Below are 25,111 nucleotides of genomic sequence, written 5' to 3'. Positions count from 1 at the left end.
AGGCGGGGGCGTTTCTTTTGGCATTTTGCGTTATGCATTTTGCATGCATTGTGCCGAGGAATCGTTCACTTCAAAAGTCCGAACACTGCCACGCCGTTCGTCGACCCAACGAAGACCTTGCCTCGCGCGATCATCGGCGTGATGAACTTGTTTCCCGCGCCCCATTGATCCCGCGTGCCGGCCTGATTGCTGTTGTATAGCTCGCGGGCGAGGTTCGCCGCATCGTAGGCGTGGAGCGCGCCGGTCATGCCGTTTTCCGCGACCCAGACAATGCCGTTTTTCGCGCCATCGGCGGAAATGGCGGGCGTGGCGCCGGGATACGGAAAGGTCATCGCGCTCTGCGATGCGGGCGTCGCCGCGAGCATCCCGTTCGCGACGGGCAGCGCTTTCAGGTGATCGTTCAGGCCACCGTAGTACACCACGCCGTTGAAGTACGCCGCCGATCCCCAGATGCCGCCGGACAGCGTGCTGGCGAGCGTCTGCCAGTTGCGGTTCGCGTGGGGGCTGAACTTGCCCATCGCGTCGCGATCGACCACGTAAATCTTGTTGTCCTTGCCTGCGCCCAGCGCGAGATGCTTGACGGTGCCATCGGGCATGGTCTGATCGGGCAGCAGGAGCGGACCGCCGGAGCCGAAGTCTTCGTCGTCGGTGGATTGCGCGACGTTGTTCATCGTCGCGAAGTAGTCGATCACCTTCATGTGCGGCGCAAACGACAGCTTCATGAACGTATTGCCAAAATTTCCGTCGATGGGAAAGCCCCGCGCATCGAGCGTCGGCGTGAACGTGCCGTAACTGCCGTCGATGACATACAGCGCCTTGCCATCCGATGCCATGCCCGAACCCGACATCCAGATCGAACCGCGCTGACCGTTGGGCGTGATGTTGAGCACGCCGGTTTGCGCGAGCGTGTCCGCGCTGTAGGCCATCATCCAGCCGGTGTAATTGCCGGTCATGCAGTGCGCGGTCCAGCCCATGTAGACGTTGCCGCCGACGAGCGTCAGCGCCGCGCGTTCGGTGTGCAGCGACGGATCGAACGTGAGGAAACCGTTCACGCTGTTGCCGCCGCTGCCTGGATAGCGCGCGGTGATTTCCTTCGGCCCGCCGAGAAGCTCCGCGCCCGTCGCGAGGTTTATTGCATGCAATCGGTGATGCACCCGGCCATTCGCATCCGTGCTCATGGCGACGGCGTACAGCGTGCCGTTCAGGCCGCGCGTGCGATCGATCACCGGCGTCGCGGTGATGCCGATCTCCGGCGTCAGATCGCGACAGTCGGTAGCGGACGGCGTTTCGCCTTTTCCGAGCAGCGAAGTTTTCCAGAGTTGCGCGCCGGTATCGGCATCGAACGCGTAGAGGCTGCCGTGCTCGGTCGCGACGTACACCACGTCGTGCGCCGCGCCATCAATCGAGAGGTTTGTCACGTAGAGCGGCTGGGCATCGACGCGGCCATCCGTCGCGAGCATGCGCAGCTTGCCGAAGCTGTTCGCGTTGACGTTCGCGGGCGTGAGCGCGGTTTCCGCGAGCATTTGGCCCGAGCGCGCGAGGTCGTTGTGATGCATGAGCACATCGGTCGGCGCGGCGTTTGCGGTGATCGATACGCAAGCCGCGATGACCATGCAAAGCCATCTCATACTCAACTCTCTAATTACGAATGATCGTGCATCGTAGCGGCGGCATGCATAATTCAAAAGACAAAATGCAGTCCCGAAAAGGCATCGCGCGTTATTCCGGACTGGTTTTCCGTTACCGCGCGTTAGATGCTGTCGAAATGCCCGCAACGAGGGAGCCCAAGATGGTTTCGAACAGCATCCACGAAGGACAGTGCGCGTGCGGCGCGGTGCGTGTGCGCGTGCTCGACCGGCCGCGCGACGTCAACCTGTGCCATTGCATGACATGCAGACGCATCCACGGCGCGCCGTTCGGCGTGTATGCAATATTCAAACGGGACGCGGTGGACGTGTCGGGCGATACGCTTTCGTGGGCAAGCTCGGACACAGGGCATCGGCATCATTGCGTGGTGTGCGGATCGCCGGTGTACCTCGCATTCGATGGCATCGACGAGATCGAAGTGCCGACCGGTCTTTTCGATGAAACCGGCCTCTTTCCGCCCGCCTACGAAATATGGTGCAAAAGCGCCGAGCCGTGGCACGACCCGCAAGGCCGTCCGCGCTACGTGCGCGAACGGCGCGACTGACTTCGCCTCAGCACTCGACGATTGCCTTCACGACGCCTGCTTTCGGGTCGAGCAGCGAGGAGAAGCGCTCGGGTACATCGGCGAGCGTCAGGCGGTGGGTGTTGAGCGCATCGGTGGGGACGTCGCCTGCGCGCATCGCGGCGAGCACGGTCTCGAAGTCCTCGGGCGTGGCGTTGCGGCTGGCGAGCAGCGTCGCTTCGCGCTTGTGAAACTCGGGGTCGGCGAAGGAGATACGGTCGGGCACGATCGACACGAGCACATACTTGCCGCCATGCGCGATGAATTCGAAGCCGCGTTCCATCGCCTTCGAGTTGCCGGTGGCATCGAAGACGACATCGAAGAATTCGCCGTTCGTGAGACGCGAGAGTTCTTCCTTGTCGTGCTCGCCGATCTGCACGGTCGCATCCACTTTGAGTTCGCGCTTGCAGAACGCCAGTCGATCTTCACGCGTGTCGAGCGCGGTGACATGCGCGCCGCGCAAACGCGAAAACGTGAGCGCCGCCATGCCGATGGGACCGCTGCCGACCACCAGCACGCGTTGCTTGGGCTGCACATCCGCGCGACGCACGGCATGCGCGCCGATCGCGAGAAATTCGACCATCGCGGCCTGATCGAGCGTGACGCCTTCCGCCTTGTGGACGAACTGCGCCGGCAAATTCAGATACTCCGTGAACGCGCCATCGCGATGCACGCCGAGCACCTGAATGTTCACGCAGCAATTGGTCTTGCCTTGCCTGCACGCGATGCACTTGCCGCACGACAGATACGGCATGACGTACACCGTATCGCCCTTGACGAGCCCGCTGGACGCATCCGCTTCCTCGATGACACCCGACAGTTCATGTCCCATCACGCGCGGATACGACAAATAAGGTTGATTGCCCGTGAAGATGTGCAGATCAGTCCCGCACACGCCGACGCGCTTCACGCGCAGCAGCACTTCGTTTTCGGCGCGCGCGGGCTTGTCGCGCTGTTCGGCTTTGAGGGTTCCGGGCGTTTCGCAAATGACGGTCAGCATGATGTGTCTCTTCTCGGTCTCGTTGGAATGGGGAGCCAGCCCAAGGGTATCGATGCCGCGCGTTTTGGTCAAGCCAGTTTGATAAATTCGAAACTGGTAAGGCCAGCGCCCGGCGCGCAACCGCCTTATAGTTTGTTTAATGTTCATTGAATGCAAAAAACCACGCGCACGCGCGACAAGGACATCGAGTGCTTTCCCTACATGAATTCGTCGAGCGGCATCCGCGTCTGTTTGTGCTGTCGGGCGCGGGCATCAGCACGGAGTCGGGCATCCCGTGTTATCGCGACCGTGAAGGTCAGCGCAAAGGCCGTCAGCCTATCTTGCTGAAGGATTTTCTGGGCTCGGACCACGCGCGCAAGCGCTACTGGGCGCGCAGTCTGATCGGCTGGCCGGTGGTGGCGCAGGCCGCGCCCAACGCCGCGCATCATGCGGTGCGGGCGCTGGCGGCGCGCTCGCGGGTGCATCGGCTGGTCACGCAGAATGTGGATGGACTGCATACGCGTGCGGGCAATCCCGATGTGATCGAACTGCACGGCAATATCGGGCGCGTGCGCTGTATCGATTGCGGCGCGCGGCATGCACGCGCTGCCGTGCAGGGCATGCTGGAAGCGGCGAATCCGGATTTCACCGGTCATATCGCGCCCGATTTGCCCGATGGCGATGCGCATATCGAAGATCTCGATTTCGCCGCCTTCGAAGTGCCGGGCTGCGTGCGCTGCGGCGGCGTGCTCAAGCCGGACGTCGTGTTCTTCGGCGAGAACGTGCCGCGCGAACTGGTGCAGGATGCCGCCCGTTCGCTCGATGCCGCCGATGCCGTGCTCGTGCTCGGTTCGTCGCTGATGGTGTATTCGGGCTACCGTTTCTGCGAGTGGGCCGCGAAGAGCGGCAAGCCGATCGCGGCGGTGAACATCGGCAAGACGCGAGCGGATGCGTTGCTGGCGCTCAAAGTCGAAGCGCCGTGTTCGGAGGCATTGGCCGATTTGATCGAGCGGCTGGATGCGCGCGCGGTGGCTCAGTAGCGCTCTCGCGCCAGCGTTTGGATGCCTTCTAAGAGCCGCTGTGCATCGGACAGGCGCGAAAACACGGCGGGCGTCGCGCGCACGACATCGCCGGCGGCGGGGCCGGGGCGCATCACCGTGAACACGCCGAAGCGTTCGCGCAGCGCGTCCTGCACCGCCTGGCCCGGCATCCCTTCGATCCGAAACGCGGTGATACCCGCGGTCATCGACGCATCGGCGGGCGTCATGATCTGCACGCCCGGCAGCGCGCGCGCCGGTTCCGCCCACGCATCGCGCAGGGCGCGCAGGCGGGCTTCCTTGGCGCTCGCACCGATGCGCGCATGCAGTTCCAGCGCCGACGGCAGCGTGAGCCACGCCGCGAAGTTCGGCGAGCCGGTATGCACGCGCGACCGGATATCGTCGGCGGGCCACGTGCGGTCGCCGAGATACGGATCGATGGCATCGAGCGAATCGCGGCGAATGTAGATCGCCCCGCAGCCGAGCGGCGCGCCGATCCACTTGTGCAGATTGAGCGCGGCGAACGGCGCGTTCAGATCGGGCACGTCGAAATTCAGTTGACCCCACGAATGCGCGGCATCGACGATGACTTGCGCGCCCGCCTGCTCCGCGAGCGCGGCGATGTCCGCCACGGGCATCACCAGCCCCGTCGCGAAGCACACATGCGACACCAGCACGAGCCGCGTTCGCGGATGCGCGCGCAAAGCATCGGCGTAAGCGGCAAGCACGGCTTCGCGCGTGGCGGGCTCCGGAATCACCATCCGCACCGGTTCGACGCCGCGACGCTCACGCAGCCATTCCATCGCGTCCCGGCCGCATGGGTAATCCAGATCGCTGTAGAGCACCGTGTCGCCCGGCGCGAGGCGGTTATATCCGCCGATCAGCGCGAGCAGCGCTTCGGTCGCGTTGCGCGTGAGCTCGATCTCATCGACGGCGCAGCCCATCGCGGATGCCACGCGCGCGCGCAGTTCGGTATGGAGTTCGGTCCAGTGCGGGCGCACGAGCAGCGTCGTCTCGAAGTTCAGGCGGTCGGTCCATTCGCGGAACGTCGCTTTCACCGGTTCGGCCATCGCACCCCAGTAGCCGTTTTCCAGATTGATGAGCGCATCGGATTGGCGATAGAGGGCGCGCACGGCATTCCAGTAGCTTTCATCATGCGCGGCATTCGCCGGAGTGGGCGGCAGGGCGGCGAGCGAGGTTTCGAATTCGGCGGTGCGATGGTCGAGGAGAGTTGGCATCGGGCGAACGATTGAAGTCGGACGAGTGTGCAGTATCGCTTATCGTCTCGAAAAGACACCGATAAGTAACTTTTGCATGATGCATTCAAAATGCAAAGTTAAATTTGCCGCATAAAGTTGGACAAATCCGGGACTTTTTGCCCTGCGAGCCTCAAGACTCGCCCGATGTGCGCCGTAATCTGCATCTAGAGCGTCACGCCCCGTACGAGGGCAAACGTTCGCGCGTGCCTTTTCCGAGGCGGCACACGCGTTCAGTCGATGCCGACAGTCCAAACGGATCTGAGAGAACCTAAAAATGAACCTGAGAAACATCACGATCAAGAACAAGCTGATCGCCGGATTCGGCATCCTTGCGGTGCTGGTCGTCCTTAACGCTGGCATGTCGTTGCGGGCGCTGTCGGTTGCCACCGATGGCTTCGCGCAGTACGTGAACGGCATCAACGCGCGTGCCGATGTTGCAGGCGAATTGCGCACGGCGGTCGATCGACGCGCGATTGCGGCGCGCAATCTCGTGCTCGTCACCAAACCCGCCGATTTCGAACTGGAGAAGGCCGAAGTCGTGCGCGCGCATGAAGACGTGCAGGCGCGTCTCAAGCAACTCAAGGACATGATCGCGGCGGCGAGCGACACGAGCGAGAAGGCGAAAAGCCTCGTCGCGGAGATGGCGCGCGTCGAAGCCCTGTACGGGCCGGTCGCGACGGATATCGTCGGTCTCGCGCTCGCGGGCAAGCACGATCAGGCCATCACCAAGATGGACGACGAATGCCGGCCGCTGCTCGCGCAACTCGTCAAAGCAACCGACGACTACGCCGCCTACACGCGCACGCGCCGCGAGGAAATCGTGCGTGACTACGAGGCGCAATATCAGATGCAGCGTTACTTGCTGATCGCGCTGTGCACGTTCGCGGCGGCGTTCGCGGCGCTGGCGGGCATCGCGGTGACGCGCTCGATCACGGGGCCGATCGGCGTCGCGGTGAGCATCGCGCAGACGGTGGCGCGGGGCGATTTGCGCAGCCGCATCGTCGCCGATACGCGTGACGAAACGGGCGACCTGTTACGCGCGCTCGGCGAGATGAACGAGCGTCTTACCGAAACCGTCAGCCGTGTGCGTGAAAGCAGCGGCGCGGTGGGCGGCGCGGCGAAGGAACTCGCGACCGGCAACACCGACCTGAGCCAGCGCACCGAGGAACAGGCGGCATCGCTTCAGGAAACGGCGGCGAGCATGGAGCAACTCACGTCCACGGTGCGCCAGAATGCGGACAACGCGCATCAGGCGAGTTCGCTGGCGTCGAATGCATCGGAAGTGGCGAAGAAGGGCAGCGAAGTCGTGTGCCGCGTGGTCGATACGATGAACGGCATCAGCCATAGCTCGGGCAAGATCGCGGAGATCACGGGCATCATCGAAGGCATCGCGTTTCAGACGAACATTCTCGCGCTGAACGCGGCGGTCGAAGCGGCGCGCGCGGGCGAACAGGGCCGCGGCTTCGCGGTGGTGGCGAGCGAAGTGCGCAGTTTGGCGCAGCGTTCGTCGACGGCGGCCAAGGAGATCAAGGAACTGATCGCGGATTCGGTGGACAAGGTGCGCGGCGGTTCGGCGCTGGCAAGCGAAGCGGGCGCGACCATGTCCGAAGTCACGCAGGCGGTCGCGCGCGTGACGGACATCATGCAGGAGATCGCGGCGGCGTCGGCGGAGCAGGGACGCGGCATCGAACAGGTGAATCTCGCCATTACGCAGATGGACGAAGTCACGCAACAGAACGCGGCGCTGGTCGAGGAAGCGGCGGCGGCATCGCAGGCGCTCGAAGAACAAGGTCGCAAGCTCAACGAAGTAATGGCGTTCTTCGCGGTGGAAGGCGGCGTGCAATACGCTCAGGCGCCACGCGTGGAGCGGGTGAAAGCGACCGTGAAGCCGGTCGCACCGAGAGCGGTTTCGGCGGAAGGATGGAGCACGTTTTAAAGCCGGATGTCAGCAAAAGAAAAGCGGCGGCGCATCATGCGTCCGCCGCTTTTTCACATGACCCGCATCAATGATGATCGAAGTCCGCACGCGATACCGGCGTAGACTTGACCTTCGCGTACTGGAATTCCGGCAGCGCCTTGATCGCGGCCTTCGTCGCACCGGCCAGGACGAGCTGGCCGTTCTTCACATCGAATTGTTCGATGGGAATGGCCACGTCGTGACGAGACACGCCAAGAAACTTGTTCGCTGCAATGATCGCGAACGACACCGCATGATCCGGCGCCACGATGATGTCCTGAATCACGCCGACCTTCTCGCCGTTGTCGTTGACGACCGGCTTGTTGAGGATCGACTTCTTGACGCTCCATCCATTGATGATGGCCGTCGATACCTCGACCGACACGCCGAGCGGTTGCGCGCCCGCGACTTGCGCGAGAGCGACCGTGGGACCGAGTACCGCGGATGATGCGAGAAGCAGTGCCACGAGTTTCGAGTTCATATTCATCTTCATATCCTCAAAAGATTTGGCAAACGGGTTTAACGAACAATGGCTGGACACGCGCGATGCTGCGCGGCTAGGAGTGTGAACGTTTATCGTCGTCTTTGCAGAATCGATGCACTGCACTGAGATGGGGCGCAAAAAAACGCCGCGTTTTTGACGCGGCGTCGGAACTACCCGGCAAGAATCAATGCGACAAACGCTTGAGTGATTCACCCTTGTGAACCGCGCGCTTGCCGCTCTTGTCGCTTTCGACTTCGTAATGCGGATCTTCCTGCGATGCGCTCACGCCATGCCCGTCGAGCTTCGTGTGCGAGGTAATCACGCGCACGACATGGCCCGTGGTTTGGCCTTGCGGCGTGTTCCAGCTTACGTGGTCATGCACCTTGAAATGTTTGGTCATGAGCTAAGTCTCCTGTTCGATGACGCTCGATACGGCGCAACGCGCATGCCTGCGAATCAGCGCAGACGCGCAAGCGTGGCGTGATCCGGCGTGCCATCGAAATAATGACGCAGCGCGGATTCGAAGACGGCGGGATCATCGGCGATGCGCGCGAACAATGTCATCGACGAATGGAATTTCATGTCGTCAGGATTACCGAAGATCTCGTGAACGCTCAGGTTTTGCAGATCATCGACAAGACGTGTGAGTTCGATCAGGCGCGTTCCAAGCACAGGATGCGCAAGATACGCGCGCGCTTCGTCGGCGGATTGAATGGCATAACGTTGCGCCATTGCGCTATGCCCGAGACCCGCGATTTGCGGGAACACGAACCACATCCAATGCGAACGCTTGCGGCCGGCGGCAAGCTCGGCGCGGGCATCGTCGAACACGTTGTGTTGTGCTGCGACGAAACGTTGGAGATCGAAAGAATCGTGGTTCATGATGTGCTCCTTCGGGTATCACGCGACCGCCTCCGCGATGCGCTGGCGCAGCGCCGCATCCGGACAATCGCCGATGCCCGCCTGTACGTTGTCGATCATGTATTCGCGCTTTCCGGTGCCCGGAATCACGCACGTGACGGCCGGATTTGCCAGCACGAATTTCAGCAGAAGCTGTGCCCAGCTCGTGCAGCCGAGTTCGGCAGCGAAACCGGGCAAGGGACGTCCGCGCAGACTCGACAACAACGAACCGCCACCGAACGGTTGATTGACGATCACCGCGACGCCTCGTTCCTTTGCGAGCGGCAGGAGACGCGCTTCGGCATCCCGATCATTCGCTGCGTAGTTGATCTGCACGAAATCGAGCCGCTCCGAACGCAGCACGTCTTCGACCTGGGGAAACGCGCTCGATGTGTAGTGCGTGACGCCGATATAGCGCACGCGTCCGGCCGCTTTCCAGTCGCGCAGCGTGGCGAGTTGCGTGCGCCAGTCGAGCAGATTGTGGATCTGCATCAGGTCGATGCGAGGTGTGCGAAACAGGCGCATGGACGTTTCCATTTGCGCGATGCCGGCGTCGCGTCCTTCGGTCCAGACCTTGGTCGCGATGAACGCTTTGTCGCGTGCGTTCAGGTCGGCGAGCAGCGCGCCCGCCACGGCTTCGGATGAGCCGTACATCGGCGAGGAATCGATTACCGAGCCGCCGGCCGCGAACAGCACGCGCAGGACTTCGGCGAGTTCGTGGCGGCGGGTGGTGTCATCGGCGACATCGAAGGTGCGCCAGGTGCCGCAGCCGATGACGCCGAGCGTTTCGCCGCTCGACGGGATCGGGCGCTTGTGCATGGGCTGCACCGAGTCCGCATGCGTGAGTCCGTGAGCGCCGAGCGCGGCGGCGGTGATGAGGAATGTGCGACGGCTTAGACGGGGGAATCGCGAGGGCATCGTTCGGCTCCGGGGTCGATCGATTTCGGTCGTATCGACGAGGATAACCCGGGGCGTTCGACGCCGCCTGTCGCGCTATTTTTGCGCTTCAGCAAGGCATGCCGCGAGCTTTTCGAAGTACGCGAGCGCCTTGCGCGTCGGCACCACGGTTTTGGTGCGCTGATCCGCGCCGGTGTCGTCCAGTTCGACGAGACCCTGCTCCTTGAGCCGCGCGAGCCGGCGATGAACCGTGGCAGGCGCACCCGCCGCCGACAGCGCCATGGTTTCGGTGACGGTGAGCGTGCGGCCCGCGTGCCAGGCCGCCGTGAGCGCTTCGAGCAGACGCTGTTCGGCGGCTTCGAGTTGCGGAACCGAAGGCAGCGCCTGAACGGCCTGCGCGAGGTTCAGAAAGCGAAAATAGATATCGACGAGCGGTTTCTTCGCCATGATGATGCGCTCGGCGAGCGCTCCGTGAATGAGGATGAGAGAAAAATCGACGGGGCATCATAGCATCGGGAAATGCCCTGTCGTCTTTGAAAGAACTTATCAAAGTGATAAACAAATGCTAGGATTCGGGCAATCGAGTGGCCGTCCGGTCTTTGTGCATATTGACGCGCAACGCGACGAACCGGTAGCGCGAGGACCTGAGAGAAACCAAAATTGAGCACGCCGTTCCTGGCCGATCGAATGATCGGTCACGGGGCGGCGTAGTTCATCGTGCGCTATTCGCTTGCGCGTCGCTCCGGCATGGGGCGCGTCTTGACCAACTTCAACAGCATCCGCCCTGTATAAATCACGAGCAGGCTGCCGGATAAATCTCCTATCACCATCACCATGAAGCGGTCGCCTGCGCCGGTCGTTTCGCCATGCATCGCGAACCAGAGCTGATGCAGTGCCGGCCCTGCTGTCGCGTATAGCACGATGAGAAGCAGGAGGCGTTGCGCGGTCAGATTGGACAGGGACGCGTTCAGACCGAGCTTTTTCGTGGCGAAGAGATAGATCAGATAAGGCGCCAGCGCCGAGATCGTGCCGTAGAAGAGCGAGCGGAGGGGATCGTCGGGGAAATAGATGAAGATCGAGCTTATCCACGCCGCTAAAAGCATGCCGATCGCGCCGGTTTCACCGAACAGCAATGTGCAGAGCAGACGCGTTCCGGCGGGAAGGTAAATCCAGTTCGCTCCGGGGACGTATTCGGAATTGGGAAACAGGAATTGATTGGCGATGACCGTGAGAAGGAATGCGGTGGCGCTGGTGATGACGATCAGGGATTGGTGGCGGAGGTGGTCCATTGGGCGGACGGGGGAGGGCGAGGGGGAGTGGAATTTAACATGGGAGTGGCATTCGCGGTCTGTTAGAGACCGAATGGGTTTGAAGTTTTTTGCGAATTTTGGATTCATTCGCGAATGCCACGGGGTGGGTCGCTATCGTTGCGATCCAAACGTTAAAATGTTCAAATCATTTTAGCTTGACGACAATGATCGCCACAATTACCAATACGGCAACCACCAAAATTTGCGAAAGCTGATTGCCTGCTTTTAGCAATGTACTGATTGTATAACAGCAGGAGTAGCTTAACAAATCAAACATTTTCATCCATGTTGGTGTATGGGCGCAGGATTTCAGGGTGTTTGGAGCAGCAGGCATTCTTCGAGTTTCTCGCTTGAAAAGACTTTGAACTTTCTTTGCAAAAGCCTTTCTTCTCGTGTGCTTCATATTTACCTCCGGTGTCGATGGTTCGCTTTGTAAGCAGGGATGTTACGCGTTCATCCGGTACTACGAGTTCAAAAGTTAGGTCGGTTGAGAAATTGCCGTAGCTCGCGGATCAATCATTCTTCGCTCGGCCTGCTTGCGCTATGTGGGAAGGTTCCAAGGCCCCCAACTTAAATGCCTATAAGCAATAAAAATGATTGGAGTCGTAGATGCTTCGGCGTATCCTCAGCGAACTACCTTGCCTCCAGGACTCACCCGTTAATACGAATTGTCCTTCACTTCGCACTGCATTCAATTTAGCCGGTTTTTCGTCGCCTGAATATGGATCGCTAACTTTTTTTACTAAAAGGCCCATTTTTTAAGTCGACGCCGCATTTCATTTGTAGCGGATTCTGCTTTAGGCAGTGGAATTTTAAATATGAAGGCCGTCAGGCAAGTAAATCAGATTTTTATATGGTTGAGACTTGGCAATCGATTGAAACGTTAAGGAAGGTTTTGGTTGGCCAAGGAACTTGCGAATTCCTTGGCCGAATCTCCGCTGCTGCGGAGGAACCGCACTCACGCGGTAATACGACGGTCTATCTCCGCGACCACGGAGCAAACCTCATCGCGACGAGAACAACAACCTCTCATCATCGAAGCCGAGAAACTAACAGGAATCTGAAAAAATGCCAATCGCGAAAAGAGACTGTCCGCGTTGAGCAGTTGTCTCGTACAGAATCGATGCGCGTTGGCTATCTTTCAATGAAACCAAGTGGATCGGCAAGATTTATTACGTTGTGTTGAACGCTGCCGCTTAATATTCCTGTCCTAATCAATTTGCCAAGCGGCTATCGAATCCGCGTTCGCGTCATCTCATGAATACCGAAGTCACATCACCCCTTCCGCCCCCCATCGATCTCATCCGCCGTCTTCGCCTAGCCGGCCGCGCGGCCGAAGCCCGTTCGCTGATGTCCACGTTGATCGCCGCCCCGTCTGCGGATTTATTCGTCGGTCAGATTGGCGTTGATCTGAATTACCTCGGCATGACCGCGCAGGCCGTGCCATTCCTCCTGCGTGGTCTCTCGCAGCCAGTCAGTCCATTGGTGCAGTACCAACTCGCTGAGGAACTGTCCATGTGCCTGTACATCCTCGGTAAATATCATGAAGCGAACGCGCTTCATCGCGTCAATCGCGATCGCGCGCGCGGAGAAATGTTCCTCAACGTTCTTTTCAGAGGCGAACAACGGTGGATTGAAAACCTCGCGCCGAAGCTGCTCGGTATCGACGAGCCGGTCGCCGGACTATCGATCCTCCTTATCGTCGAAGGCGGTTTCGGCGACTTTGTGATGTTCTCGCGTTATGTCGACAATCTGCTGCGAGACGGCGCGCGCGAAATTGTTATCGAGGTGATGGACGAGTGGCGCCAAGTCATCAGATTGCGGGAAAACGTCACCCTGGCGCGCCCGTTCCCCGAGGAACGCCTGGCGCATGCGCAGCGCTGCGATCGCATCGCGACCGTGTTCCACCTTTTCCCGCGCTACCAACGGTCGCCTTATTTTCCGAGGGTCGATCCCGCAGCCCTGATCGAACTGAACGATACATGCCCGTTACCGAGCGCAATCGAGCCTTTGCTTCGCACCGGCGACGCACGCCCTAAGGTCGGCCTGATCTGGCGCAGCGGCAGCGGCGTGCGCCACGAACCCTATCGTTCGATGAAGCTCGCGCAGTTGTCTACCGTGCTGCAAAACGAAGCCTGCGCTTTCTATTCCCTGCAAGTCGGCGGCACGCAAGCACAAACCGATGAAGAACGCGCGCTCATGCAAGCTCATGGTGTCATCGACCTCGGGCCGCATCTGCGCACGTTCGGCGACGCCGGCCGCGTGATGGACGCGCTCGATCTTCTGATCTGCGTCGATACCGGCCCCGCGCATCTCGCGGGCGCGTTGAATCGTCCTGTATGGGTGCTGCTCGCGCAAAGCGCCGATTGCCGCTGGTACGACGACCAGCGCTATACGCCGTGGTATGAAGCCATGCGTTTGTATCGCCAGGAACAGCTGGGGGAATGGGCCAAACCCTTGGCTGAACTGAACGCCGATCTGAAAGCATTCGCCGCCAGCCGAAGCATCAAGACGCCCGCCGTTCAAACGATCTGAAGCGTTCGCGCCGATGCTCCTCGTCGAAGGGCACGCGCGCGAGTTCCTGTCATGCACGACACGCGCTGCATTTCCGGCTCATGTACGATGGCGGCACGATCGTCCCGAAAATATCATGGCGCGTACATCACACGGCTCCGTCTGGTCTTTTGCATGCAAACATACGCGCATCGCGTTGGCGCTCGTGCTGGCCGTCGCGCACGGTGCGGTGCGCGCCGACGCGGGCGACGAGCCATCGACGCTGGTGAGCGATGTCCACGAGTTCGTGGTCGCACAGGACGGCTCCGTCGCCGAGGACGATTCCACCGTGCTGCGCGCGAACACATCGGCGGGTGTCGACGAGATTGCGCAGCGTTATGTCTGGTATGACCGAAGCGTGTCGAAGGTGGAGATCGTCGAAGCCTATTCCGTCGATGCCAACGGCGTGCGTCACGACGTAACGCCCGATCAGATCCGCGACATTCAGGAGCCGCGCTCGGCGGGCGCGCCGACCTTTCAGGACGCCAAGCTGCGCGCGGTGATCTTTCCGGCGCTGGGCGTGGGCTCGACCGTGCATCTGCGGTTCCGCAAGAGCCAGTCGACGCCGGTGATCGCGGGGGAATTCAATTACTACGTGGAGCCGAACCAGCGGCCCGTGCTGGAACAAAAACTCGTCTTCGATCTGCCGGCAGATAAACCCCTGCATGCCGATGCGCGCGGCTATATCGCCGAGCCGCCGCGGACGGCAAATGGTCGAACGCATTATGTATTCGATTATCGGCGCGAGCAGTATCCGCGCATCGAGAGCGGGTCGGTGGGCTACGCGCAGTATGGCGACCGTCTGATGGTTTCGACCTTCGCGGACTATGCGAGCTTCGCCGCGAGCTATCGTGAGCCTGCGGCAGATGCCACCGCGCGCGATCCGGCCATCCTGCAACTTGCGCAAACACTCACGCGCAACGACGCCGACCCGCGCGCCAGGGCCAAGACCCTTTACGACTGGGTGCGTCGCAATATTCGTTACGTCGCGATGTTCATTGGGCAGAGTCCCGCCGTGCCGCATCGCGTGACGGACGTACTCGCCAACCGCTATGGCGATTGCAAGGACCACGTCGCGCTGTACGGCGCGCTGCTCGATGCGGTCGGCATTCGCAACGAGGCCGCGCTGATCGGGCTGGGTTCCGTGTACGCGCTGCCCGCCGTGCCGGGCTATGGCTCGGGTGCGATCAATCACGTCATCACCTACATGCCCGAACTCGATCTTTACGCGGACAGCACGGCGTCGAGCGTCGAATTCGGCTATCTGCCGCTCGCGGACATGGACCGGCCGACGTTGCTGACCGATTCCGGCACGCTCGCGCGCACGCCCGCGACCGAAGCGCTCTCTCGCGAAGCGCGCCTGCAGATCGACGTCGCGCCGGATGGCGTGGCGAATTTTGCATACTGGGTGAAGGACGGCGGCTATAGCGCGGAACTGGAGCGCATGCACTTGCGTGTGGCGACGGCCCAGCGGCGCGACCAGATTGCAGCGGATCGCCTGCGTTATACCAATCTGCGCGGCGCGGGCTCGCTGACCACGAGCGATGTCGATGCCACCAGCGGCCCCTTCGAAACCACCGTGCGCGGCACGCTGGACGACGTGGTCTGGCCCACCGGCACGACCGCCTTGCCGGCACTCACGAGTCTGTCCGGCGGCATCGCGACGCAAGCGCGCAGTTGGTTATCGGAACGCACGCGCACGCAGCCGTATTTGTGCATCGGCGGAAAATTCGAGGAAGTCTCGCAGATTGTCTTGCCACGCGTGATGCAGGTCACCGAGGTGCCCGACGATCTTGAGCTGACCAACAGCTTCTTCCGCTACCGCTCACGCTATCTGTTCGATCCGTCGTCCAACACGATTCAGGTGACGCGCCTGCTCGATGCACGCTTCGACAAGCAGGTGTGCACGCCCGACGACTTTCGCGCGGCTCAGACCGCGCTCAGGCAGATGGAACGGGACACGCAGGCACAGATCATCGTGAAGGCGGCGGGGCGATGATCTGTACCGCGTGACGATGTGATTGCATGCAGAATGCATAACGCAAAAAATGCATCATTGATCGCGTGCCACACGGAACCCGTTCTGCGATTGCCGCACGCTGGAGCTGTACTTGAAGCGCGTGGCCGATTGCATGTAGGCCGCGCCTTCTCGCCACGATCCGCCGCGTATCACGCGCGCCGGGCAGGATGCCTCTTCCCAACTCCGGCCATCGCCCGGTGCGCCCTTGTATGAGCCGTGCCAGCAATCAGCCACCCATTCCCACACGCTGCCGTTCATGTCATACAAGCCATAGGGATTGGGCGTGAACGATCCGACCGGCGTCGGCGCGTCCGGGCGATACGGATCGCCGCAATCCTTGCAGTCGCCCATGCCTTTCTTCATTTGATCACCCCACCAGTACGTGCTTTGCGTGCCGCCGCGTGCCGCGTATTCCCACTCGGCTTCGGTCGGCAGGCGATACGTCTTGCCACCGACTTTGCTTAACCATGTCACGTACACCTGCGCATCGTCCCAGCTTACGTTGCGCATCGGCGAATTGGCTTGCGGCGCGGCATTCGATTCCGCGTCCGGCACGATGCGCGTGCACGCGCCCGCATCGACACACGCGTTCCATTGCTCGATGGTGACTTCGTACTTGCCGATCGCAAACGGATGCGCAATCGATACGCGATGCGGCGGCTTCTCGGCGGGATCGTCGTTGTTGCTGCCCATAGAAAAAGAGCCGGACGTGATCGGGATCAATACCGGGCAATTCGGGCAATCCTTGATTTCGTTACCAGATGCCGTCTTTGCTGCGGGCTTCGGCGCTGCGGCAGCAGGAGCAGAAGGCGCGGACGCGGTGACAGCCGGACGTGGCTTCTCTACCGGCGCAGGAGGCGTCACTACCGCGGCCTTGGGTGCGATCGGAGCGGATGCAGCAGGCTTAGCTGCAGCCGATGCATGCAACCGTTCGATGCGCGCCTTGGCCAGCGTCGCGAAGCGCCCGTTAGGATAGGCCTTCAAATAAGCCTCGTAATCGCTTGGATACGTGCTGTCCTTGATCGAATCCCAGAAGGTCAATTCGTACTGCTCGCTGCTGTCCTTGGGCAGAATGCCGCGTGCGCGCAACGGAGCGGCGTTATCTTCAGTGCTGGCCAAGTGAAGCGGTGATGTCATATCGCCCAGCACCATATCGCGTTCGAGCGTCGATGCGATCCACGGACGTTGCGTGCCATGCGAGCTTTGCGCAAGCGATGCGGCCGCTGCATCGAAACTTGCATGAGATGCGCGTTGCTCATGTTCGAACGCATTCAAAAGCGAGGACGTATAGCGTCCGTTGCGATCGTTCTCGAATGCCTGCGCACCGGGCGCTGCCGCGAAAGCCACGAGCGTATGCGGCGGCAGCGTAGGCGCATTCATATTGCCGAACGGCGCCTCCATGCACATATCCAGTACAACGACATTCGCCGCGTCTGGCCGTCCGTGCGCCATGCGATCGACAATGCTCCTCAACGCAATGCCTTTGCTCAAGAGCTGTGCGGGTTTGTTTTCACGTACATCGCGCGGCGCGAGCAGAGCATCGCCATCGGCTTGCAGCCCGTGCCCCGCGAAATAGACAAAAGCCGTATCGCGCGGCCCCAATGTTTCGATGAACGCATCGATTGTGCGGCGCATGTCGGCTTCATTGAGATTCGTGTGACTCGTGACATCGAACCCAAGCGACGTGAGCGCGCGGCTCATGTCGTCAGCATCACGCGACGCACTCTTTAGCGGATGCGCGAGATAGTCCGCATTCCCGATAACGAGCGCGCGGCGCTTTATCGTTTGCGATGCTTGATGTCCTTGTGTCGTCGCGTCCGACTGCATGAATTCGAGCATGACAGGTGCCGCGCGCAAAGGCGCCTGCACGATGCCGATCGTCACGAACATGCCCGCGATAAGTAAGTTCCGCCACATATTCACACCCTGTCCGTATGGCTTGGTGGGCGGCGCGCGAACGCTCGCGCATTCGTTCGCCAGGGCTGCGCGGGCGAGGTCTACGCCCGCTGTGATGCACGACTGCGCCTGCCAGACGGTCGTGCTCGAACAGCACAAACAACAATATCACGCAGTACGACCCGAATTTAATCCCCATTTAGGAGGTATTCGTTAAGGGACGTGCGCAAGCGTCCTGGCGCACATATCTTTTCTTAGTGTTACGTCCTAATCTGAGAACGGCAACCGGTTGGCCAGGCACGTTCGTGCATGCGTCAACATACATATCGGATGCCTGATTGCCTTGTCCACGATCATCATCATCATCGAGAGGCATGCATAACATGCTAAGAAGAACCGTGCTTGGTGCGCTGGCGTCGCTTGCCGCAGTAGCCGCAGATTCCTCTTTCTCGGCGGCGCAGCGTTCGCGCACTCCAGCGCCGCCAAGCGCCGAGGCCTACATTATCTGGCCGCCCGATGGCGCGGTCATTTCAGGCGGCAAGCTCTGGGTGCGCATGGGTTTGCGCAACATGGGCGTGTGTCCCAAAGGCATCGACATGCCTAACGTGGGGCATCACCACTTGTTGATCGATACAGACTTGCCGCCGCTCGATCAGGAAATCCCCTCGGACCGGAATCATCTGCACTACGGTGCGGGCGAAACGGATGCGCGCATCGAGTTGTCGCCGGGCAAGCACACGCTTCAATTGCTGATGGGCGATTTCAATCACGTGCCGCATGATCCGCCGGTGTATTCCAAGAAGATCACGATCACGGTGAAGGCCTGAGCGCGGTGATGTCCGCGCATCCGCGACGCTAAAGCCAAGGACGCAAGACATGAGAAATCCCATTGCCGGCGCGCGCGCGCTTTCACGTTCCATTCTGCTCGCGGCATCCTGCGCGACAGCGTTTGCGTTCACGCATGTGGCCTTTGCCGGACCCACGCCTGCACCCGCGAACGCCTATGCCTATATCGGTTACCCCAATGACGGACAGACGTTCTCCGCGGGTAAGCCGATCAAGGTGTGGTTCGGCTTGCGCTATATGGGTGTCGCGCCCAGAGGCGTCAAGTTTCCAAACACCGGCCACCATCATTTGTTGATCGATGTGGATCTTCCTCCGATGGACAAAGAGATTCCATCGGACCGCAATCACCTGCATTTTGGCGCGGGCGAGACCGAGACGCTGGTCGAACTTCCGCCGGGCAAGCACACGCTTCAGCTATTGATGGGCGATGACATGCACGTGCCGCACAACCCGCCGGTGTACTCGAAGAAGATAACGATTTACGTCAGATGAACGCGCGAGCGATCGCGCATTGACGATTGAATTGTTCCCCGTGTCTTGTGAAGTCCGTGACTTTTGACGGAGGACGGCACACGCGTAAAGGTCTTCGAAATCCCTGTCGCATGGGAACCAACACATGCAATAGGAAGTGTTTGTCTTAATGCATCCTATTAAAAAGCCTTGAATAAACTGATTAATTATCGAGAAGGCCTCAAAGCCTTATCAATAAAAGAACAAGCAGGAGACAGTGCATTAAACGGTATGCCTGGCATATCCTGTGCATTGAATGCTCTACACAGACAAACAGTCGTTCGCGGAAATAAAAGCGAACGAAGGTCGGTAGAGCATCAATGCAGGAAAGGCGAGGCACGGGGAGCTTCGTCGCGTTATCCGCCCGCGCAAGCGGACGGCACGGTCGACCGCTTTTCCCGAGAGAGGGGTCATGACCGGTTCACGACGGCTTGCGTGCTCAATGGCACGCAAGCCAAGTGACGAAATCCCAATGGACCCGCATGACGCCTTGTGATTGACTGAAAGAGTCGATGACGGTGCGGCGTGTCCGTTCAATCAACTGTGATCGTCGGTGCGAATGCGCCGGGAGTGAGATCGTGCGAGCCTTGTTGCCATCGTTGCGCGTCCATGTCGTACCGAACAGCGGATATATGACGCGCCGGATCATCGCCACGGCTTCCGGGCTGTGCGCGGCTTCGCTGCTCGCGGGTTGCTTCGACGTGAAGGTGCCGCAATATCAACGTCCCGATACGCCTGAAAAGACCGCTTATACGACCAAAGACACGGTGAAGGTCGCGGCATCCGACACGATCGCGCCCGACTGGTGGAAGCAGTTTCAGGACCCCTATCTCGACTCGCTCGTCGAGCGCGCAATAGGTTCTAACTTCGACATTAAAGTGCTCGCGGCGCGCATTCAGGTGGCCGGCGCGCAGATCGGCGAAGCACGTGCGGGCGCATTGCCGTCGATGGATCTGGGTGCGGGCGCGAGCTTCCAGAAAGTGACGGGGCAGACGTTCTCCAAGCAATACAACGTCGGCACGCAAGTGAATTGGGACATCGATATCTGGGGTGCCGTGGAGAAGGGCGTGCAGGCATCGAAGGCGGAGTTTCGCGCGACCGAGGCGGACTGGCGTGCGGGCTATCTCGAACTCGTGTCCAACGTATCGACCACGTACTTCCAGATTCTTCAGTTCGACGATCAGATCGACCAGCAGAAACGCAATATCGCAACGAATCAGCAGATCCTCACCATTTACGGCGGCATGGAAAAGAACGGTCTCGTGCCCCACACGCAAGTGCTTTCGCAACGCGCTGAATTGAATCGACTGACGCGCGATCTACTGGAATTGCAGCGCTCGCGCGATCTCGGCGACAACGCGCTGGCTACGTTGATCGGCGTGCCGGCGGGCAGCTTCAAGGTGCCGGACGGGCATTTGCAAAAGCGCGTGCAGGTGCCTCCGGTTCCGGCGGGTTTGCCTTCTCAATTGCTTGCGCGTCGCCCGGATCTCATCGCGGCTGAGTATCGCGTGCTGGAAGCATATGACCTCGTGGGGCAGGCCAAGCTCGCGCAATTGCCGACCATCAGCTTGACAGGTCGCGGCGGCAGCGCGAGCTTCCAACTAACGGATTTACTCAAGGCCTTCACGTTCAGCTTCATGCCGAGCATCAATATTCCGATTCTCGATCCGAGCGTGCGTGCGCGCGTCAAGACCACGGAAGCACAGACCACGGTGGCGGAACAGCAATACCGCAGCACGGTGATGAGTGCTTTCGAGGAAGTGGAAAACGCACTCGTCAATCTCGATTCGCATACGAAGCAGCGCGCGGAATTGCAGCAGGAAGTCGAGCATTTGACCATTGTCGCCGCGCAAGTGGACGCACAGCTTAAAGAAGGCGTGATCTCGCAACTGGAAGTGTTCGAAACGGAGCGGACGTTGCTCGCCGCGCAATTGGCCTTGCTCGCCAACCATCAGCAGATTCTGTCGGACACCGTGACCTTATATAAAGCGCTCGGCGGCGGCTGGCCCACGGTGGACGTGCAGAGCGCAAGCAAGGGCTAATTCCTGAAGCTTTAGCTTAAATGTCGTGAGTGCGAAGGATAACGATCGTTCTTATACGCCAACCGGACTCATGCTAATGGCGTTTGATGCCAGTGCCACGCAATTGACTCGGACCATGCAAGACTTAAACTTTCGAAAGCCGCCGTTCGTGCAAAACGTCAGGAACGGCGCGGTCAACTTCGTCGGCCAGAGAAGCGAGAATCTGCGCTTTTTGGTCCCGAGCAACGCTGTCCATGTGTCCGGCTTCGCCAGACGATCGTCTGGCGCGTGCGCGGCAGCGGCTGGACAGGCATCGTGACATGCACATGGCCCTGAGCGATCCGACAGCCGAGAAAAAGCCCAGCGTGGGAGAAGCGTTCGATGTCGTGCTCAAGCCCACGGCAGCCGATCAGGTGGATATTCGCATCGACGAAAACCTGTTCGCGATCGGACGCCTCGAAGCGCCGTTCGACACCATGCCGCCTGACGCCGTGGCGCAGTTGTCGCGTCGTCATGCGCGCATTTTCATCGAGCATGGCTTCGTTTATATCGCGGACCTCGGCAGCAAGAACGGCACGACCGTGAATGGTGCGCCGGTGCGCGAGACGCCCGCGCGTCTGAGAGAGAACGACGAGATCGCCTTTGGCAATCACCTGTCTTATCGCGTGCAATTCGTGCCGCGCAGAAACCGTGCGGTCGCGCTTAAACCGCTCACCATCACGCTTGTGCCGCAGCGGGACGATCTCGGTCTGCAACCCATCGAACTCATGCAATTCCCTTTTCTCGTTAGCAAGAGCGACGAGACTTTCGCACGCTATCGCGAGCAATACCCTCATCAGGTCAATTACGTTTCGCGCCGTCATGCGCATGTGTTTCTCAAGGCGGGCGCGCCTTTTGTCGAGGATTTGGGGAGTACCAACGGAACGTTCGTGAATGGGGAACGTCTTGGCGCATCCGCAGTGGAATTGAAGAACGGCGACACCGTCGCGTTCGGCGGATCGCATTTCGTCTATACGGTGAGCACGCGCGGCGACGAGAGTGAATCGACGCTCACTGAAATGATGAAGAGTGAAGCGCAAGCCGTACCGCATGAAGAATTCGATGCCGACAAGACGACCTTTGTAGGTTCCGCGCATTCGTTTCTGGATATCTTTTGCGTCGATCATGCGGCGGCGCGCGAAGACGAAGTCAATGAAGAGGCGCAACCTACGCCGGATCAAGCTAAAGCCAAGGACACGTCTAAAGCCAGGCGCGGCAAGGTCTCATTGTTTTTGTCGGAATTGAATACGGCCTTTGGCGGAGATGAACGCATTGGCGCGAAACGCACGCGCATGGTGCTTGCCGGTGCGCTTGTTCTCGTGCTGGCCGGAGGCGCGGCGCTTTTCTATAGCGGCTCGTCGGAGCGCGACGCCAAATCTTCGATGGAACGCGGCGATTACGCCAAAGCGGCTGCGCTGACGAATGACTATCTCAAGACGCATCCGCAAGACATGCGTTTTGTCGCGATGAATACCGAAGCCTTGCTCAAGGCCAATGTGCCGCCGTGGCTCGCCGCACTGCGCAAAGGCGATTCATCTCAGGCCGATGCGATTCTCGCGCACATGAAGGCTTTAGGCGAAAACAATACCGATGTCCATTCGCTTCTCGATGAACTCGAATGGATCGGCAAACTGGAGACGTTCGTCGCGAGTCGCGGCGGTGCGCAGGCGCCTATTCGCATGTATCAGGACGAAGCACGCATCGGCGCAATTCTCAAGCATTGGGAAGCGGATGCAGCAGGCCATCAGCGCGACCTCGACCGCATCGCGGGCTATGTGCCCGAATTCCGTGATCCTTATGCGCTGGCGCTGAGTCACTTGCGCAAACTGCAAAGCGACGATTCGGTTTATCTCGCCGCGATAGAGCGGTTGAATGCCAGTGTCGCCAAGAACCTCGCACAGGATGATGTCGATGCGATCAATGCGACGCTCAAGGAATACGCTGATAAATATCCGCGTCTGGATGGTCTTGCACGCGTGCGCACCGACCTCGACAACTATACGGCCTTGCGGCGCGATACAAATGGAACGAGCCTCGCGCCGCTTGCTGCATCGCTAAGAAAAATAAGTTTTTCGACGCCGCCATTTCAAGAGAAATTCCAGCAGATGAGCACGACGCAACTGCCTGGCGCCGAGGTGCTCGCTCAATACGCGACTGTCGATGATGCCTGGAACAACGGGCGCACGGCACAGGCCATCGACGGTTTGCAAAAGCTGCCGCAAGGCGTGTGGTCGCCTTTGGTGCAAAAGGAACTCGCGCATAAGAACGCCGTGGCAACGCAATTCGCCGGTTTGCAAAAGGCACGCGGCAGCAAGACTTATGAAGACGCATTGCTATCTTTCTATGAAATGCTCGATATGCAAAGCGACGCGTATTTCGTCAAGGCAGTCGCACCGGAAATGGCCGCGATAAAGGGCAAGGCAATCGCGCGCGCGCAAGGGTTGATGACGCAAGCGCAGACGGCATGGACGCAATATCGAACGAACGGTGGCATTGGTGGATCGCAGCGGCTCGAATCGGGTATATCGGATTCTTTCCGCACGCAGGCGCGCCTGCTGTCGGATGCGGAAGACGCCGCCACGCGCGGCATGCGTATCTTCCGGCAAACGAAGGCCGACGACGCAGCGGACCAGGCCAAATGGGCCGCGCTCGTGAATGAGATCAGCACGGAAGCGGATTTGCAGCGTCGCTCGTTGCAGGACTTGCGCATGGTGCTGGAGCCTGCGCTGCTCAAGACCAAGCTCGCTTTGATCGGTGGAGGACAGGCCCAGTGAAACGCGACGTGCAACTCAAACCGCTTTCGGAAGCGCTGGGCGACCACGGCGTGGAAGGCATTTCCATTCTGACGGCCGAACCGCTCAAGCTCGCTCAGACAGTTGTATTGACGCTGGTGGCGTTGGTTATCGCGGGCGTCCTGTGGTCCTTCATCGGTCACGCCGACGTCATGGTGACGGCGCAGGGCACGCTCGCGCCTGAGTCGGAAGTGAGGCGTCTCTATACGCCTATAGACGGAGAACTCTCTGATCTCTATATCGCGGAAGGCCAGCCCGTGCGCAAGGACGACGTGGTCGCACGTCTGAATGCAAGAGGCGCAATCGAGGCGGCAACCAACGCGTTAGAAGCGCAACTCAAGCTCGACGATGCCGAGCGCGAATGGAAGCAGTTTCCCGAGAAGAAACTTTTGATGGAGCGCAAGATAGCCGCGCTCAAGGTGCAGATGGAAGTGGAGGAGCATCAGCATCAGCAACGGGTGACCGAAGGCACCAGCAAGCTCGCAGAAGGTCAGAAAGCGAGTTTGCAAGAGGAGCGCAGCCTGATGGAAAACGCCCGCCGTGCGCGCGACGCGGCCAAGACCGAACTCGATCGCTTTCAAAGACTTTTTGCGTTGCCGGGCGGTGGCGGCGTGTCGGAAGCGCAGGTCGAATCCAAGCGCAATGCTTATCTCGAAGCGGATGGCGCTTATCGCGTGGAGCAGTCGAAACTCGCCGAACTCGACTTTCGACTGAGCCATGAATTCACTCAGGCCAAGGCGCAACTGGAAACGAGCGGACAGGAAGCCACTAACCTGCGTTTGCAATATGAATCGTCGATGCGCGAAGTTGCGAGCACCGAAGACAAATTGCGCCTGCAATTGCAAACAGCGCGATTGGTCGCGGATGCCGCCGCGCGCATCAAGTTCGAGAATATTGATAAGGACAATTTCCTGCTCATTCTCGCGCCCGTGTCGGGCGTTGTAACCGATGTGACCTCGACGCAGCCGGGCGACAAGATTCAGGCTAATACACCACTCGGCGGCATTGCGCCAGCCAATGCGCGCTCGGTTCTCAAGATCGAAATTGCCGAGCATGATCGCGCTTTCCTGCGCGAAGGCCAACACGTCAAGCTCAAATTCAATGCATTTCCTTATCAACGTTATGGGGTGATCGACGGCACGCTTGCCTTCATCTCACCCACGACCAAGCCCAGCCCGACCACCAAGCAACCGGTATACGAGGGTCGCGTGACGCTGGATCGCGATTACTACCAGGTGGCCGATACGAAATATCCGCTTCGCTACGGCATGACGGCAACCGCCGAGATTGTCGTGCGCGAGCGGAGGCTGATCGATCTGGGCCTCGACCCGTTCCGTGATGTGGCGGGCTAGCGCGACAGCGCTGGCGGGAACGAAATGAGGCTGTTAAACGATTCATAAAA

The 25,111-nt window shown here is 60.1% G+C and carries 21 protein-coding genes; 10 read left to right on the top strand and 11 right to left on the bottom strand.

Translation table 11 applies throughout. The annotated features are described in order from the left end of the window. Positions 1–65: 65 nt before the first annotated feature. A complete protein-coding gene (locus ACZCWR_RS20150) occupies positions 66–1,628 on the bottom strand; it encodes an outer membrane protein assembly factor BamB family protein (protein ID WP_487303390.1) in 1,563 nt (520 codons plus the stop codon). A gap of 161 nt (positions 1,629–1,789) precedes the next feature. Here ACZCWR_RS20150 and ACZCWR_RS20145 point away from each other — a divergent pair, with 161 nt between their 5' ends. Then, positions 1,790–2,191 carry a GFA family protein gene (locus ACZCWR_RS20145; protein ID WP_487303389.1) on the top strand — a complete coding sequence of 134 codons (402 nt, stop codon included), beginning with the start codon at positions 1,790–1,792 and terminating at the stop codon, positions 2,189–2,191. A 7-nt stretch (positions 2,192–2,198) separates the two neighbouring features. Here ACZCWR_RS20145 and ACZCWR_RS20140 read toward each other — a convergent pair whose 3' ends face one another. Further along, positions 2,199–3,209: a zinc-binding alcohol dehydrogenase family protein gene (locus ACZCWR_RS20140; protein ID WP_487303388.1), complete on the bottom strand. Its 1,011-nt coding sequence runs from the start codon at positions 3,207–3,209 to the stop codon at positions 2,199–2,201. Between the two features lie 188 nt (positions 3,210–3,397). On the opposite strand from ACZCWR_RS20140, the gene ACZCWR_RS20135 reads away from it, so the two are divergent. After that, positions 3,398–4,228: an NAD-dependent protein deacetylase gene (locus ACZCWR_RS20135; protein WP_487303387.1), complete on the top strand. Its 831-nt coding sequence runs from the start codon at positions 3,398–3,400 to the stop codon at positions 4,226–4,228. On the opposite strand, the gene ACZCWR_RS20130 is transcribed toward ACZCWR_RS20135, so the two are convergent. Further along, positions 4,222–5,463, bottom strand: a complete 1,242-nt coding sequence (locus ACZCWR_RS20130; protein ID WP_487303386.1) for an aminotransferase class V-fold PLP-dependent enzyme — start codon at positions 5,461–5,463, stop codon at positions 4,222–4,224. The genes ACZCWR_RS20135 and ACZCWR_RS20130 overlap by 7 nt on opposite strands. Positions 5,464–5,758: 295 nt before the next feature. Here ACZCWR_RS20130 and ACZCWR_RS20125 point away from each other — a divergent pair, with 295 nt between their 5' ends. Next, entirely contained in the window at positions 5,759–7,420 is a 1,662-nt protein-coding gene (locus ACZCWR_RS20125; protein ID WP_487303385.1) for a methyl-accepting chemotaxis protein, read from the top strand. Positions 7,421–7,487: 67 nt separating this feature from the next. On the opposite strand, the gene ACZCWR_RS20120 is transcribed toward ACZCWR_RS20125, so the two are convergent. The 7 genes from ACZCWR_RS20120 to ACZCWR_RS20090 all read right to left on the bottom strand — a co-directional run bounded on the left by ACZCWR_RS20120 (position 7,488) and on the right by ACZCWR_RS20090 (position 11,435). Beyond that, the gene (locus ACZCWR_RS20120) at positions 7,488–7,922 is read right to left on the bottom strand and encodes a PRC-barrel domain containing protein (protein WP_487304756.1); all 435 of its coding nucleotides are present in this window, start codon (positions 7,920–7,922) and stop codon (positions 7,488–7,490) included. Between the two features lie 187 nt (positions 7,923–8,109). Next, positions 8,110–8,325: a hypervirulence associated TUDOR domain-containing protein gene (locus tag ACZCWR_RS20115; protein ID WP_487303384.1), complete on the bottom strand. Its 216-nt coding sequence runs from the start codon at positions 8,323–8,325 to the stop codon at positions 8,110–8,112. A 56-nt stretch (positions 8,326–8,381) separates the two neighbouring features. Continuing rightward, on the bottom strand, positions 8,382–8,807 hold the full coding sequence (locus ACZCWR_RS20110; protein WP_487303383.1) for a DUF1810 domain-containing protein: 426 nt from the start codon (positions 8,805–8,807) through the stop codon (positions 8,382–8,384). Positions 8,808–8,825: 18 nt separating this feature from the next. Further along, a complete protein-coding gene (locus ACZCWR_RS20105) occupies positions 8,826–9,743 on the bottom strand; it encodes an aldo/keto reductase (protein ID WP_487303382.1) in 918 nt (305 codons plus the stop codon). 75 nt (positions 9,744–9,818) lie between these two features. Beyond that, positions 9,819–10,169 carry a winged helix-turn-helix domain-containing protein gene (locus tag ACZCWR_RS20100; RefSeq protein ID WP_487303381.1) on the bottom strand — a complete coding sequence of 117 codons (351 nt, stop codon included), beginning with the start codon at positions 10,167–10,169 and terminating at the stop codon, positions 9,819–9,821. Positions 10,170–10,444: 275 nt separating this feature from the next. Further along, on the bottom strand, positions 10,445–11,011 hold the full coding sequence (locus ACZCWR_RS20095; protein ID WP_487303380.1) for a hypothetical protein: 567 nt from the start codon (positions 11,009–11,011) through the stop codon (positions 10,445–10,447). 166 nt (positions 11,012–11,177) lie between these two features. Beyond that, on the bottom strand, positions 11,178–11,435 hold the full coding sequence (locus ACZCWR_RS20090) for a hypothetical protein (protein ID WP_487303379.1): 258 nt from the start codon (positions 11,433–11,435) through the stop codon (positions 11,178–11,180). An 854-nt stretch (positions 11,436–12,289) separates the two neighbouring features. Here ACZCWR_RS20090 and ACZCWR_RS20085 point away from each other — a divergent pair. Both ACZCWR_RS20085 and ACZCWR_RS20080 read left to right on the top strand, forming a co-directional pair. Further along, the gene (locus tag ACZCWR_RS20085; RefSeq protein WP_487303378.1) at positions 12,290–13,567 is read left to right on the top strand and encodes a glycosyltransferase family 9 protein; all 1,278 of its coding nucleotides are present in this window, start codon (positions 12,290–12,292) and stop codon (positions 13,565–13,567) included. Positions 13,568–13,682: 115 nt separating this feature from the next. Continuing rightward, a complete protein-coding gene (locus ACZCWR_RS20080; RefSeq protein WP_487303377.1) occupies positions 13,683–15,584 on the top strand; it encodes a DUF3857 domain-containing transglutaminase family protein in 1,902 nt (633 codons plus the stop codon). A 54-nt stretch (positions 15,585–15,638) separates the two neighbouring features. Here ACZCWR_RS20080 and ACZCWR_RS20075 read toward each other — a convergent pair whose 3' ends face one another. Further along, positions 15,639–17,522 carry an SUMF1/EgtB/PvdO family nonheme iron enzyme gene (locus ACZCWR_RS20075; RefSeq protein ID WP_487303376.1) on the bottom strand — a complete coding sequence of 628 codons (1,884 nt, stop codon included), beginning with the start codon at positions 17,520–17,522 and terminating at the stop codon, positions 15,639–15,641. 362 nt (positions 17,523–17,884) lie between these two features. On the opposite strand from ACZCWR_RS20075, the gene ACZCWR_RS20070 reads away from it, so the two are divergent. The 5 genes from ACZCWR_RS20070 (at position 17,885) to ACZCWR_RS20050 (ending at position 25,061) form a co-directional block, all read left to right on the top strand. After that, complete coding sequence (locus tag ACZCWR_RS20070; protein WP_487303375.1) at positions 17,885–18,328, top strand: DUF4399 domain-containing protein; 444 nt, start codon at positions 17,885–17,887, stop codon at positions 18,326–18,328. A gap of 49 nt (positions 18,329–18,377) precedes the next feature. Continuing rightward, positions 18,378–18,839 (top strand): DUF4399 domain-containing protein, encoded by a 462-nt coding sequence (locus ACZCWR_RS20065; RefSeq protein ID WP_487303374.1) that lies wholly within the window; start codon positions 18,378–18,380, stop codon positions 18,837–18,839. Positions 18,840–19,489: 650 nt separating this feature from the next. Beyond that, positions 19,490–20,899 (top strand): efflux transporter outer membrane subunit, encoded by a 1,410-nt coding sequence (locus ACZCWR_RS20060; protein WP_487303373.1) that lies wholly within the window; start codon positions 19,490–19,492, stop codon positions 20,897–20,899. A 305-nt stretch (positions 20,900–21,204) separates the two neighbouring features. Beyond that, complete coding sequence (locus ACZCWR_RS20055) at positions 21,205–23,691, top strand: FHA domain-containing protein (RefSeq protein ID WP_487304755.1); 2,487 nt, start codon at positions 21,205–21,207, stop codon at positions 23,689–23,691. Next, positions 23,688–25,061, top strand: a complete 1,374-nt coding sequence (locus tag ACZCWR_RS20050; RefSeq protein WP_487303372.1) for a beta-barrel domain-containing protein — start codon at positions 23,688–23,690, stop codon at positions 25,059–25,061. The genes ACZCWR_RS20055 and ACZCWR_RS20050 overlap by 4 nt, the downstream gene beginning before the upstream one ends. The last annotated feature ends 50 nt before the right edge of the window (positions 25,062–25,111 follow it).

It is taken from the genome of Caballeronia sp. A2-2 (assembly GCF_057612605.2).
Note: the sequence above shows the minus strand (reverse complement) of the source record. Positions and strands in the feature narration are given on the sequence as shown.

Bases quoted from the DNA above. Each gene is read 5' to 3' on its own strand.
- ACZCWR_RS20130 (WP_487303386.1), bottom strand. From the start codon at position 5,463: ATGCCAACTCTCCTCGACCATCGCACCGCCGAATTCGAAACCTCGCTC.
- ACZCWR_RS20095 (WP_487303380.1), bottom strand. From the start codon at position 11,011: ATGGACCACCTCCGCCACCAATCCCTGATCGTCATCACCAGCGCCACC.
- ACZCWR_RS20060 (WP_487303373.1), top strand. From the start codon at position 19,490: ATGACGCGCCGGATCATCGCCACGGCTTCCGGGCTGTGCGCGGCTTCG.
- ACZCWR_RS20085 (WP_487303378.1), top strand. From the start codon at position 12,290: ATGAATACCGAAGTCACATCACCCCTTCCGCCCCCCATCGATCTCATC.
- ACZCWR_RS20140 (WP_487303388.1), bottom strand. From the start codon at position 3,209: ATGCTGACCGTCATTTGCGAAACGCCCGGAACCCTCAAAGCCGAACAG.
- ACZCWR_RS20070 (WP_487303375.1), top strand. From the start codon at position 17,885: ATGCTAAGAAGAACCGTGCTTGGTGCGCTGGCGTCGCTTGCCGCAGTA.
- ACZCWR_RS20120 (WP_487304756.1), bottom strand. From the start codon at position 7,922: ATGAACTCGAAACTCGTGGCACTGCTTCTCGCATCATCCGCGGTACTC.
- ACZCWR_RS20115 (WP_487303384.1), bottom strand. From the start codon at position 8,325: ATGACCAAACATTTCAAGGTGCATGACCACGTAAGCTGGAACACGCCG.
- ACZCWR_RS20150 (WP_487303390.1), bottom strand. From the start codon at position 1,628: ATGAGATGGCTTTGCATGGTCATCGCGGCTTGCGTATCGATCACCGCA.
- ACZCWR_RS20145 (WP_487303389.1), top strand. From the start codon at position 1,790: ATGGTTTCGAACAGCATCCACGAAGGACAGTGCGCGTGCGGCGCGGTG.
- ACZCWR_RS20055 (WP_487304755.1), top strand. From the start codon at position 21,205: ATGGCCCTGAGCGATCCGACAGCCGAGAAAAAGCCCAGCGTGGGAGAA.
- ACZCWR_RS20100 (WP_487303381.1), bottom strand. From the start codon at position 10,169: ATGGCGAAGAAACCGCTCGTCGATATCTATTTTCGCTTTCTGAACCTC.
- ACZCWR_RS20080 (WP_487303377.1), top strand. From the start codon at position 13,683: ATGGCGCGTACATCACACGGCTCCGTCTGGTCTTTTGCATGCAAACAT.
- ACZCWR_RS20090 (WP_487303379.1), bottom strand. From the start codon at position 11,435: ATGAAGCACACGAGAAGAAAGGCTTTTGCAAAGAAAGTTCAAAGTCTT.
- ACZCWR_RS20125 (WP_487303385.1), top strand. From the start codon at position 5,759: ATGAACCTGAGAAACATCACGATCAAGAACAAGCTGATCGCCGGATTC.
- ACZCWR_RS20105 (WP_487303382.1), bottom strand. From the start codon at position 9,743: ATGCCCTCGCGATTCCCCCGTCTAAGCCGTCGCACATTCCTCATCACC.
- ACZCWR_RS20075 (WP_487303376.1), bottom strand. From the start codon at position 17,522: ATGTGGCGGAACTTACTTATCGCGGGCATGTTCGTGACGATCGGCATC.
- ACZCWR_RS20065 (WP_487303374.1), top strand. From the start codon at position 18,378: ATGAGAAATCCCATTGCCGGCGCGCGCGCGCTTTCACGTTCCATTCTG.
- ACZCWR_RS20110 (WP_487303383.1), bottom strand. From the start codon at position 8,807: ATGAACCACGATTCTTTCGATCTCCAACGTTTCGTCGCAGCACAACAC.